The following is an 11,945-nucleotide window of genomic DNA, read 5'->3' on the forward strand; positions in this document are numbered from 1 at the left end:
GATCGAGTCGTAACGACGTTGCCCCGGTTCCCCTCCCAGCGGGGCCGGGGCAACGTCGTTTCAGCCCACCGGGCGGGTTCGCACGGCCCCACCGGGCCGGACCCGCCCAGGCATCCAAGGAAAAGGACTTATGGCAAAGCAGATCGAGTTCGACGAGAAGGCTCGCCGGGCTCTGGAACGCGGCGTCGACAAGCTCGCCGACGCGGTGAAGGTCACCCTCGGCCCGCGCGGTCGCCACGTGGTGCTCGCGAAGGCGTTCGGCGGCCCCACCGTCACCAACGACGGCGTCACCATCGCGCGCGACATCGACCTCGAGGATCCGTTCGAGAACCTGGGCGCGCAGCTGGTCAAGAGCGTCGCCACCAAGACCAACGACGTCGCGGGCGACGGCACCACCACGGCGACCGTGCTGGCCCAGGCGCTGGTGCGCGGCGGCCTGAAGAACGTCGCGGCGGGCGCCAACCCGATCGTGGTCGGCGCGGGCATCGCCAAGGCCGCCGAGGCGGTCTCCGAGGCGCTGCTCGCCGCGGCCACCCCGGTCTCCGGCGAGAAGGCCATCGCGCAGGTCGCCACCGTGTCCTCGCGTGACGAGCAGCTCGGCGAGATGGTCGGCAAGGCGCTCACCACTGTTGGCAAGGACGGCGTCGTCACCGTCGAGGAGTCCTCGACGCTGGAGACCGAACTCGTCGTCACCGAGGGCGTGCAGTTCGACAAGGGCTACCTCTCGCCCTACTTCGTCACCGATGCCGACACCCAGCAGGCGGTGCTCGAGGACGCCCTGGTGCTGCTGCACCGCGAGAAGATCAGCTCCCTGCCCGACCTCCTTCCGCTGCTGGAGAAGATCGCCGAGAGCGGCAAGGCCGTGCTGATCATCGCCGAGGACGTCGAGGGCGAGGCGCTGTCCACCCTGGTGGTCAACTCCATCCGCAAGACCCTCAAGGCCGTCGCGGTGAAGGCGCCGTTCTTCGGTGACCGTCGCAAGGCGTTCCTGGACGACCTGGCCGTGGTCACCGCGGGCACCGTCGTCAACCCGGACATCGGCGTCACCCTGCGCGAGGCCGGCCTGGAGGTGCTCGGCAAGGCCCGGCGCGTTGTCGTCACCAAGGACGACACCACGATCATCGACGGCGCGGGCACCGCGGAGGACATCGCCGCCCGCAGCACGCAGCTGCGCCGCGAGATCGAGGCCACCGACTCCGACTGGGACCGCGAGAAGCTCGAAGAGCGCCTGGCCAAGCTGGCGGGCGGCGTCGCGGTGATCAAGGTCGGCGCGGCCACCGAGACCGCGCTCAAGGAGCGCAAGTACCGCGTCGAGGACGCGGTGAGCGCGGCCAAGGCCGCGGTCGAGGAGGGCATCGTCCCCGGCGGCGGTACCGCGCTGGTGCAGGCGGGCGCCAAGCTCGTCGAGCTGCGCGACTCGCTGTCCGGCGACGAGGCCGTCGGCGTCGAGGTGGTGCGGCGGGCGCTGCAAGCGCCGCTGTACTGGATCGCCACCAACGCGGGCCTGGACGGCGCCGTCGTGGTCAGCAAGGTCTCCGAGGGTAAGGAAGGCTTCAACGCCGCCACCCTCACCTACGGTGATCTGCTCACCGACGGCGTGGTCGACCCGGTCAAGGTGACCCGTTCCGCGGTGGTCAACGCCGCGTCGGTCGCCCGTATGGTGCTCACCACCGAGAGCGCCGTGGTCGACAAGCCCGCCGAGGAGGCGCACGACCACGGTCATCACGGTCACGCGCACTGACGCGTCGAGCGTGTGAAAGGCCCCCGGATGTTCGAATCCGGGGGCCTTTTCGTCATGTGGGGGTCGGTGCGCCGCTCGGCAAGCCCGCTGCGGATCGTGAGAGGCGACAGGCGTCGGGTCGATCGCGCGGAAAAGGGACTACGCGAGACGCGCGGGAAGCGGCCCGGTGCGGAGACTTCGGCGCAGCAGACGACGCGGTCGCGCGCGGAAGCTCCGGCGGGGATGGCGAGCGGTCTCTCGGCGATCGGCGCGGGAGCGCGCGAGGTCACCGGAGATCGGTGCCGTGGCGCAGCCCTGGGCGCGCCGACTGGGGGTGTAGCTCAGGAGGCGACGGGAGGTTGCTCGGCAGCGATGGCCGCGAGCAACCGACCGCGAAGCGCGGCGGGCGGCGCGGTGGCCGTCACCGCCGCGAGCGCGGCCAAGGCATCCTTGGCCTGCCGCACCTCCGCGATGAACTCGGCGTGTAGCACCGGATCCTCGCCGTCGAGCAATTCCTGTACCGCGTGATGGTCTTCGTCGTCGATCGATCCGAGCGCGACGGTGTGCGCGAGATCGATCTGGGCTTCGTTCATCTCACGTCACCCCCAAACTTTTCTTCAGTCGTGTCAATCCATCCCGAATTCGGGACTTGACGGTCGGTAACCCTACGCCGAGATAGGTGGCCACCTCCGCGTAAGTTCGGCCGCCGTAGTAGGCCAGCGAGATGGCTTCTCGCTGGGTTTCCGTGAGGCCGGTGAGTCCCTCGAGGACCGCTTGCTGTTCGAGCCTGCGCTCGACCTCTTCGATCACCTCGTCGAACTCGTTGCCGAGAACCCTTATCCCGTACGCGACTTCGCGCAGGGTATGGGCCTGCTCGGCGCGGACCCGGTCGACGGCACGCCGATGGGCGAGCGTCATCAACCACGTCACCGCCGACCCCTTCGCGGGGTCGAAACTGGCTGCGGTACGCCAGAGCTGGAGATACACCTCTTGCGTGGTCTCCTCCGCGTACCCCGGATCGTGTAGCACCCGGAGCACCAGACCGAACACGCGCGCACACGTTCGGTCGTACAGTTCGGCGAAAGCTTCCTGGTCGGACTGGCCGCAGCGATGCAAGAGAGCGGCTAGTTCGATGCTTTCGGCTGCGCGTGCCGACACCGCAGAATCCACACTCGGTGGGAAGGCTTCTCTTCGGAACGAGTCGCCCTCTGCGGCTGGCGGCCGCGTTGTCACAACGCTCCATTCTGTGTCATCGGTCACTACCGTAGCGTGCCGCTATCGCCTCCTTCCAGTGGGGTGCCAGCAAACCGCAAGCAGCTCAGCTACTTTGCGGTGAACTCCCAAACGCCGGGCGAATTCAGATGTGACACGCCAACAGCAACCGATCGCCACCGGGCCGACAATCGCGCGGCTCCTGCTCGCCGCGACCGCGGGTACGGCGGTGGTGACCGCCTGATGCCGCGCGTCGGCGTCGGTTCCGGACCGGGACAGCGGTGTGCCATCGGGTTCGGCCGGGATCGTGTTTCTGGTGTTTCAGTGGCCGGTTATTTGCTAGGCATTCGGCGCGCCACGCGGTCCGGATGGGTCGCGGATTCGCGCTGTGGCTGCGGCGATGGCTGGTCGCGGCTCAGACGGCCATGCGACGGCGGTTGCGCCGCGCGTGCATCTCGCGCTCGGTCTCCGACATGCCGCCCCAGATGCCGTAGGGCTCGCTGACTTTCAGCGCGTGGCTGCGGCACTGCATGAGTACCGGGCAGGCGCGGCAGATCTCCTTGGCTCGCATCTCGCGTGCGGTGCGGGCGCGGCCGCGTTCGCCGTCGGGATGGAAGAACACGGCGGAGTCCACGCCTCGGCAGGAACCGCGCATCTGCCAGTCCCAGACGTCGGCGTTCGGTCCGGGGAGGTGGGTCGGCATGGGCATGGTGAACTCCTCGTATTGCGAGCTCGTCGGCGTTGTCGAGCAGTTGACTGCAACAGGTGGGGGACACGTGCGATCGGCGGTGTCCCTCGGCTCGCCCTTCCGGTCGCTGCAATTTCGCGCGGCGCCGTCCGTGGCGATGAGTTACGTTAGGGGTAGCCGCGAAATTCCGTCAATAGTTCGACGCACTGGTTTTCGAAATCTGGCAATGGCGAGATTTAACCTACCCGCTGTTTACTTTTAACGTGGGTTCCGGTGATACTGTTCGGTTGGCTAGAACGCGGCGGGTAGCTGCTTGTGTCGAGTATGTCAAGGTTTCCGCAGGTCGTGAGTCTTTTTTGGGACCGCTCACAGGTTACTGGTTCCATGGGGGACAGGTAACCGGAGTGACGGTGGCCACCGTACGGGCTGTGCGCGAGCACAGCCCATATGGCGGAAACGGGGCGCGGAGGTTAATTGCGCGAAACGCGCGTGAATTTGTGTCGCGGATGATCTCGCAATGCTGAGACGAGATTTACCTGATGGAAACATGGGCGGCGTACCAGAAATGCTGACAAGTAGCCAGGTCTTCGAGCCGCCATTTACTACGCGCGGTCGTCGGCCGCGGACGGGATAGAGTTCGCGCGTGTTCGCGCCAGTTCCGACCGTGGATGTCCGATATGAAGTCCTCGCTATGGGAGCCTTCGGGGCTCGTCCCGGCCTCGCCGCTGCCGAGTTGCCGGCCGCCGAGGACGCCCTGAGTTCCTGGCTCCGGGCGGTGATTCTCGGGGGACAGGGCCGCTACGCCGCGGCCCGCGCGGAATTGTCCGCGATGCGACGGCGGACCGCCGATCCGGTACTGCTCTCGTTGGCCGCGAGCACCGAGGGCTCGCTGCTGCGTCAACTCGGCTGGCACGCTGCGGCGTCCGGCCCGGACGGACGTGCGGCCGCGCTGGCGCTGCCGGGCGGCGACCTCGCATTCGCGCCCGCCGGGTCCGCGCCGGACCGCGTCGACGCGATGTGCGACGCCCTCACCGGCCTGGCCGCCGACGCGCTGGGCGCCGGCCGCCTCGCACTGGCGCGCACGCTGCTCGACCGGAGCCGCGCCGCGCTGGATCCGGACGGCCTGCGATGGCGGGCCTGGATCCGCTGGCACTGGGTCAGCGCCGAGACCGCGTTGGCGTCGGGTGCGGCCCGGGAAGCGCTGCCGCACGCGCGCGAAGCCCTCGCCCTCGCCGAGGCCGCGCCGTCGGTGCGGCACCGCGTCAAGTCCCGGCTCCTCGTCGCCGCGGCGACGGCCGCGTCGGGTGATGTCGAACACGCCCGAGTGCTGGCCGACACGGTGGCCGCCGAATGCCGGGAGCACGATCTGCTTCCGCTGCGCTGGGCGTGCGCGATGCTGCGTTCCGGCTTGTCGGATCCGGGCGCCGCGGGCGAGGCGGCAGCGTGCGCCGCGGGAATCGCCCGTCGTGGCGGGCGTTTTCGGCCACCGGGCGCCGCGTGACGGTCGGCGAGACGTTCTCGAGACAAGTGACCATGTTGCTCGGTTCCTCGTCGCCTATCGCTATTGTTAGATCCGTTCCGCCACATCCGCGGAAGCACAGGTCATCGGGCCCGTGCCACTTGTAACGCCAGGAATATCTCTGACGATGACGCACACGGGCGAAGAGTTGGACCTCGCCGTCGCTGCCGCAGCGCAGGGCGACAGATCCGCTTTAGCTCAGGTACTAGAGCTGATCCGCCCGCTGGTTGTCCGGTACTGCCGCGCGCGTATCGGCGCGGCGGAGCGTGGACAGCTCTCCGCGGACGACGTTGCGCAGGAGGTATGTCTGGCCGTGATGACAGCCTTGCCCAGGTATCAGGACCAGGGCAGGCCCTTCATGGCCTTCGTATACGGAATCGCTTCGCACAAGGTCGCCGACGCACACCGCAACGCCGCCCGTAACAAGGCGGAGGCGATGGCCGAAGTACCAGATGTCATATCCACCGACCAAGGACCGGAACAGCGAGCTCTCGAATCGGAGACGAGTAGGCAGATGAACCGTCTGCTCGCGACTCTCCCCGAAAAGCATCGAGAGATCCTGATCCTGCGATTGGTCATGGGTTTGTCAGCGGAAGAAACCGCGGTCGCCGTGGGCAGTACGGCGGGCGCTATACGGGTGGCCCAGCACAGGGCGCTCGCGAAACTGAAGTCACAAGTGGCGAGGGCAGGTGAAATGTATGGCTAGGGATGGCGAGCGCGGTCGGGGTGACTGGAAGGCGCGACGTGGATCGCGAAATAGCGGTCCCTACGCCGGGGGGACTGGTGACACCGGACCGGTGGACATCGCCGCGGTACGCCGTGACGATGTTCTGATCGACGCCATCGCCAGCGATGGACCGGTACAGACCGATAGCGCGGAGGAGTTTCAGCTAGCCGCACTGCTGGCTGACTGGCGTGCGGAACTGATTTCGCCGCCGCTGCCGAGCGCACCGGATCTGGACGCGGTCGTTGCCGCGGTCAACCAGGAGATCGGCGCGCGCAAGGTTCGAGTCGGCGCAGTCAACCGTGGCCGTCTTCGGCTTGTCGGTCCGATCGCGGGAACCGCGGCGGCATTGGCACTGGTCTTCGGCGGTGTGACGGCGTTCTCCTACAGCGCCGAGCCCGGCGATCCGCTGTGGCGGGTCAAAGAGGTCGTGTTCAGCGAGCAGGCGCAGACCACCGTGGTGCAGCGCGCAGGCAACGAGCTGGACCAGGCCGAGCAGGCTCTGGCGCAGCGCAATCCGGCGCAGGCGAAGGCGCTGCTGGAGCGCGCGTCGGTGAACGTCGACCAGGTCAGCGACTCGGGCAAGAAGCAGGATCTGGAGTCCGAGTGGCAGAAGCTGCTCACACAGCTGCGTGAGCTGTCGCCGGAGGCGGCGGCCGCGCTCGAACAGGCCACCACGAACCAGCCGCGGCCGACCGGCGCCACCGGTTCCACCACCACCACGCCGACGCAGCCTGCCCGCGAGACCACCACCATCACCAACATGATGGTGCCGCCGATCTCGGAGACCACGCCGCCGACCACCGTGGAGCCGGCTGGACCGACCGGACCTACCGGGCCGACCGGTGGTCCGACCGCGCCGACGACGCAACAGCCGGTGACCACCGTGCCGACCACGCCTGTCGAACAGCCGCCGAACCCGGGGCCGCCCACCACGCAGGCGCCGACGACGGTCGGCGTGCCGACCGGCGGAGATGTCGAAGCACCGACTCAGCCGGCGACGAGGTCGCCGATCCTGGAGGACGGGCCGGGCACGGTGAACATTCCGACCGCGCCCTCGGTCAGCCACACTCCGAGCAACTGAGCTCGGGCGTAAGCGAGTTCGTCTTCCCCCGGTGCCTGCCGGGTGTCCGGCCGGTCGCAGGTTGGATATTCACCGTGATCGCGTGTCGTTGATCGTGTGTCGTTCGACACCGACAAGAGGAGTGCGCGCACGCCGTGCGTCGGCGTGTCGCGGAGGCCGTGAGGGCCGTCACCCGAATACGCGCGCGTCGACCGATTGCCGACCGGCGGTCGGTATTTCGTCGTGTTCGGGTGTCGGGATCGCGAGATCAGCTGTCGAAGCCGTCGAACCCGTCGCCGTGGAATGCTTCGTTCATCGACGCGTCCGCGTAGCCCCTGCAGTAATCCCAGGTGACGTACGCCTCTGGCGTCGGATCGTAGGCGGGCTCGTGTGGCCGCACCGTGCCGTCGACCAACAACTGAAGCAGGTTGGCGCGCAACATGTCCCAGTCGTGGTAATGGTCCTGCCTACAGTCCTCGCAGCTGACGACGAGCCCGCGTATTCCGCGGTGCGCGAGCAGCGCTTCGTAGACCGCGAGGTCGGCGAGATCCTCCTCGACCGCAAGGCGCTCGTGGGGATCCAGCGGCTCGCCGGGCTCGATAGCGTCGAGCGCGGCGGACGGGTCGGAGGGGTCTCCGGCAAACGGATCCGGCGGCAAGCCAGGTGGTAGATGGTCACGCACACACCCACGGTACGCAGAACAGGGTGGTCTGCGCCAGCTATGTAGGGTGCCAGTTTCGCGACCGGGCGCGCCTCCGCCTGCCACTCCGGCCGTGCGCGGTCTTCCGCCGGACTTCGTCCCGGCTGCGCCCACTGGGCTCAGTTCATCGACGAGTTTGCGGGACAGATACCATAGGTGGCAGGCGCCGGACAGTTCCCGACACGCTGACCTCGCCGCCACCGTCCATCCCATCAGTTGTGCGCGACGCCGGTCCATCCGGCGTCTCTCGCTTTCGACGTTCCAGGAGGGGTCGATCCGAATGAGTAATCCCGTACCGGGCGAACGACTGGCAGTCCGCCCCCCTACGGGTGGCGACGACCCGAACAAGATCGCCATGCTCGGCCTCACGTTCGACGACGTGCTGTTGCTGCCCGCCGCATCGGATCTGATTCCCAGTTCGGTGGAGACCTCGAGTCAGCTCACCAGGGAGATCCGGCTGCGCACCCCGCTGGTCAGCTCTGCCATGGACACCGTCACCGAGGCGCGCATGGCCATCGCGATGGCCCGTGCGGGCGGTATGGGCGTGCTGCACCGCAATCTGTCCGCCGCCGACCAGGCCGCCCAGGTGGAGACGGTCAAGCGCTCCGAGGCGGGCATGGTGACCGATCCGGTGACCTGTCGCCCGACCGACACGCTGGCCGAGGTCGACGCGATGTGCGCCCGGTTCCGCATCTCCGGCCTTCCGGTGGTGGACGAGACCGGCGCGCTCGTCGGCATCATCACCAATCGCGACATGCGCTTCGAGGTGGACCAGGACCGCCGCGTCGCCGATGTGATGACCAAGGCGCCGCTGATCACCGCCCAGGAGGGCGTCACCGCGGAGGCCGCGCTCGGGCTGCTGCGCCGCCACAAGGTGGAGAAGCTGCCGATCGTGGACGGCAACGGCCGCCTGCGCGGGCTCATCACCGTCAAGGACTTCGTCAAGACCGACCAGTACCCGAACGCCACCAAGGACCGCGACGGCCGTCTGCTGGTCGGCGCCGCGGTGGGCGTCGGCGAGGACGCCTGGTCGCGCGCCATGACCCTGGCCGACGCGGGCGTCGACGTGCTGGTCGTCGACACCGCACACGGACACCAGGTGCAGGTGCTGCAGATGGTCGCCAAGGTCAAGGCCGAGGTCGGCGACCGCATCCAGGTGGTCGGCGGCAACGTCGCCACCAGGGCGGGCGCGGCCGCGCTGGTCGAGGCGGGCGCCGACGCGGTGAAGGTCGGTGTCGGCCCCGGCTCCATCTGCACCACCCGCGTGGTCGCGGGCGTCGGCGCGCCGCAGATCACCGCGATCCTCGAGGCCGTCGCCGCGTGCAAGCCGCACGGCGTTCCGGTCATCGCCGACGGCGGCATCCAGTTCTCCGGCGACATCGCCAAAGCCATCGCGGCGGGCGCGTCCACCGTGATGCTCGGCTCGCTGCTGGCGGGCACCGGCGAATCGCCCGGCGAGCTGATCCTGGTGGGCGGCAAGCAGTTCAAGAGCTACCGCGGTATGGGCTCGCTGGGCGCCATGCAGGGCCGCGGTCAGGCCAAGTCGTTCTCCAAGGACCGCTACTTCCAGGACGACGTGCTCGCCGAGGACAAGCTGGTGCCCGAGGGCATCGAGGGCCGCGTGCCCTTCCGCGGCCCGGTGAATCAGGTGATCCACCAGCTCGTCGGCGGCCTGCGGGCCGGCATGGGCTACACCGGCGCGCAGTCCATCGCCGAGCTCCAGGAAGCGCAGTTCGTGCAGATCACCGCGGCGGGCCTGAAGGAGAGCCACCCGCACGACATCACGATGACGGTCGAAGCGCCGAACTACACCGGCCGCGGCTGACCCGACCGACGCGAGCCTCGGTAGCCGGGCAACCTGCCATCACAGGCCCGGCTGCCGCGGGCGGCGCGGGGAAGGGGCCCTGACGGAGTCGCCGGTCGAGTTCAGGACACCGGTGCACATTCCGGTTTTCGGCGCGAGGTACAGGACGCGATTGCGATCCGAGTGGGTACCCCGTGCATGATTAACCTGTTCGCGAGTCGACGTGCCCGCACGGGCGCTCCCTCCCGACCACCCCGAGGGCGAGTCTTACGAGCCCGTTCGCGGCCGTCTCGCTTCCGAGCGGTCGAAGCGCATGCGACGCAGTCGCGAGTCTCGACCGCTCGGAAGCGAGACATAAAAGGCCGCGAACACGCGCGCGCCAGCGCGCCAAAGACACGGCCGCGAACACGCGCGCGCCAGCGCGTAAATAAACACCGAAAGGACAGACAAGTGCGCGACATGGTCGAAATCGGCATGGGCCGGACGGCCCGGCGTACCTACGAACTGGACGATGTCGACATCGTTCCCTCGCGGCGTACCCGCTCGTCGAAGCAGGTGTCGCTGGCGTGGCAGCTCGACGCCTACCGGTTCGAGATTCCGTTCCTCGCGCACCCGACCGACGCCCTGGTGTCGCCGAAGTTCGCCATCGAGCTCGGCCGTCTCGGCGGGCTCGGCGTGATCAACGGCGAGGGCCTGTGGGCCAGGCACGCCGACGTCGAGGCGAAGATCGATCAGCTGCTCGAGCTGGTCGGCAAGGGCGGTTACGAGCGCGCGGTCGCCATGCTGCAGGAGCTGCACGCGGCGCCGATGCAGCCGGATCTGCTCGCGGCCGCGGTGGCCGAGGTGCGTGCGGCGGGCGTGACCGTCGCCGTGCGGGTCAGCCCGCAGAACGCCCGCGCGCTGACGCCCGCCCTGTTGCAGGCGGGCATCGATCTGCTCGTCGTGCACGGCACCATCATTTCCGCGGAGCACGTCGGTGACGGCGAACCGCTGAACATGAAGACCTTCATCGCGGAGCTGGACGTGCCCGTGGTCGCGGGCGGTGTCAGCGATCACCGCACCGCGCTGCACCTGATGCGCACCGGCGCCGCGGGCGTGATCGTTGGCTACGGCTCCTACCCCGGCGCGACGACCACCGGCGAGGTGCTCGGCATCGGGGTGCCGATGGCCACTGCCATCGCCGATGCCGCGGCCGCGCGCCGCGATTACCTGGACGAGACCGGCGGCCGCTACGTGCACGTCATCGCGGACGGCGATATCGCCACCTCCGGTCAGCTGGCGAAGGCGATCGCCTGCGGCGCCGACGCCGCCATGCTCGGGGTGCCGCTGGCGCTGGCCGCCGAGGCGCCGGGCCGCGGCTGGTACTGGCCGTCGGCGGCCGCGCACCCGTCGGTGCCGCGCGGTTCGCTGCTGCACGTGGACGATCCGTGGGATCTGGGCGGCGAGTCCACCGAGCAGGTGCGCCCGAGCCTGGAGCGGGTGCTCTTCGGTCCGTCCGACGACCCGTTCGGCTCGCTGAATCTGGTTGGCGGCCTGCGCCGCTCGATGGCGAAGGCCGGGTACTCGGACCTGAAGGAGTTCCAGAAGGTCGGACTCAGCGTTCGCGCCTGAGGCCGTCCGCGTTCGCCTCGAGCCCGCGCCCGACCGATCGGGCGCGGGCTCAGCGCTGTTCGTCGGCTGTGCGAACCGGCGTCACCGCGCGTGCGTTGGCATCACGTGGTCGCGGAGGAACTGCCGGATCGTGTGATTCACCGGTTCCGGGTGGGTCATGGTGACCGCGAGGCGAGCGCCCGCGATCTCCACGTAGGTCGCCGACGCCAGGCCCGCGGCCAGTTGTTTAGCGCGGTCGTGCGTGATGCCGCTGTCGGTGGCGTGGATGACCAATGCGGGACAGGTGATTTCGGGAAGCCGGTCGAGCACCGACTCCCTGGCGAGCAGGCAGCCCGCGGCGACCTCGATGCCGTCTCGATCGCGGCCGAGCCAGCGTTTGGTCCAGATCGCCCGATACCAGTCGTCGTCGCCGATCAGCCAGGTGGCGAGCCGGCCGACCGCGTGCTCCCTGCTGTCGTCGTCGTACCACTCGTCGAGGAAGCGCTGGGTGGCCGTGGACTGCTCGGGCGTCGGTCCGTGCGCCTCGGTGCTGATGAGGATGAGTCCCGCGATCCGCTCGGGCGCGATGAGCGCGGCGCGCAGCGCGGTGAAGCCGCCCTGCGCCGTGCCGCCGAACACCGCGCGCTCGGCGCCGAGCTGGTCGAGCACGGTGAGCGCGTCGCGCGCCGCGGTCCAGTACGTGAAGGGTAGGCCCTGATCCCTGGTGCGTCCGTGCCCGCGAGCGTCCCAGGACACGATCCGGAATTCCGGCGCGAGCGCGGCCATCTGTGCAGCGAACATGGTGCGGTCCATGAGGAATTCGTGCGCGAGCAACACCACCGGACCGTTGCCGCCGCTGTCCTCGTAATGGATGTCGGCGTCTATCGCACGGGCGAAGGGCACGAGCAAGAGGATAACGAGCCGC

At 68.9% G+C, this 11,945-nt stretch carries 11 protein-coding genes; 6 read left to right on the top strand and 5 right to left on the bottom strand.

From position 1 onward, the window contains the following. Positions 1–130 precede the first annotated feature (130 nt). Positions 131–1,741, top strand: coding sequence for a chaperonin GroEL (gene groL / locus ACRWNM_RS05820; protein ID WP_431964226.1), 1,611 nt, complete (start codon positions 131–133; stop codon positions 1,739–1,741). 320 nt (positions 1,742–2,061) lie between these two features. On the opposite strand, the gene ACRWNM_RS05825 is transcribed toward groL, so the two are convergent. The 3 genes from ACRWNM_RS05825 to ACRWNM_RS05835 all read right to left on the bottom strand — a co-directional run bounded on the left by ACRWNM_RS05825 (position 2,062) and on the right by ACRWNM_RS05835 (position 3,641). Beyond that, positions 2,062–2,313 (bottom strand): RskA family anti-sigma factor, encoded by a 252-nt coding sequence (locus ACRWNM_RS05825; RefSeq protein ID WP_357407582.1) that lies wholly within the window; start codon positions 2,311–2,313, stop codon positions 2,062–2,064. A gap of 1 nt (position 2,314) precedes the next feature. Next, positions 2,315–2,890, bottom strand: a complete 576-nt coding sequence (locus ACRWNM_RS05830) for a sigma-70 family RNA polymerase sigma factor (protein WP_431964228.1) — start codon at positions 2,888–2,890, stop codon at positions 2,315–2,317. Positions 2,891–3,347: 457 nt separating this feature from the next. Further along, the gene (locus ACRWNM_RS05835; protein ID WP_067784918.1) at positions 3,348–3,641 is read right to left on the bottom strand and encodes a WhiB family transcriptional regulator; all 294 of its coding nucleotides are present in this window, start codon (positions 3,639–3,641) and stop codon (positions 3,348–3,350) included. A 670-nt stretch (positions 3,642–4,311) separates the two neighbouring features. On the opposite strand from ACRWNM_RS05835, the gene ACRWNM_RS05840 reads away from it, so the two are divergent. The 3 genes from ACRWNM_RS05840 (at position 4,312) to ACRWNM_RS05850 (ending at position 6,947) form a co-directional block, all read left to right on the top strand. After that, on the top strand, positions 4,312–5,121 hold the full coding sequence (locus ACRWNM_RS05840; RefSeq protein ID WP_431964230.1) for a hypothetical protein: 810 nt from the start codon (positions 4,312–4,314) through the stop codon (positions 5,119–5,121). A gap of 145 nt (positions 5,122–5,266) precedes the next feature. Next, the gene (locus tag ACRWNM_RS05845; RefSeq protein ID WP_067784912.1) at positions 5,267–5,845 is read left to right on the top strand and encodes a sigma-70 family RNA polymerase sigma factor; all 579 of its coding nucleotides are present in this window, start codon (positions 5,267–5,269) and stop codon (positions 5,843–5,845) included. A gap of 91 nt (positions 5,846–5,936) precedes the next feature. Continuing rightward, on the top strand, positions 5,937–6,947 hold the full coding sequence (locus ACRWNM_RS05850; RefSeq protein ID WP_431964232.1) for an anti-sigma-D factor RsdA: 1,011 nt from the start codon (positions 5,937–5,939) through the stop codon (positions 6,945–6,947). 247 nt (positions 6,948–7,194) lie between these two features. On the opposite strand, the gene ACRWNM_RS05855 is transcribed toward ACRWNM_RS05850, so the two are convergent. Further along, positions 7,195–7,608, bottom strand: coding sequence for a DUF5319 domain-containing protein (locus tag ACRWNM_RS05855; RefSeq protein ID WP_011207424.1), 414 nt, complete (start codon positions 7,606–7,608; stop codon positions 7,195–7,197). A gap of 298 nt (positions 7,609–7,906) precedes the next feature. Here ACRWNM_RS05855 and guaB point away from each other — a divergent pair, with 298 nt between their 5' ends. Continuing rightward, positions 7,907–9,451 carry an IMP dehydrogenase gene (guaB, locus tag ACRWNM_RS05860; protein ID WP_431964234.1) on the top strand — a complete coding sequence of 515 codons (1,545 nt, stop codon included), beginning with the start codon at positions 7,907–7,909 and terminating at the stop codon, positions 9,449–9,451. Between the two features lie 429 nt (positions 9,452–9,880). Next, entirely contained in the window at positions 9,881–11,041 is a 1,161-nt protein-coding gene (locus ACRWNM_RS05865) for a GuaB3 family IMP dehydrogenase-related protein (RefSeq protein WP_141807277.1), read from the top strand. Positions 11,042–11,122: 81 nt separating this feature from the next. Here the strand turns inward: ACRWNM_RS05865 and ACRWNM_RS05870 are convergent, their stop codons facing one another. Further along, entirely contained in the window at positions 11,123–11,923 is an 801-nt protein-coding gene (locus tag ACRWNM_RS05870) for an alpha/beta fold hydrolase (RefSeq protein ID WP_431964237.1), read from the bottom strand. Between the last annotated feature and the right edge of the window lie 22 nt (positions 11,924–11,945).

This window comes from Nocardia sp. bgisy134, assembly GCF_965341865.1.
GTDB lineage: Bacteria > Actinomycetota > Actinomycetes > Mycobacteriales > Mycobacteriaceae > Nocardia.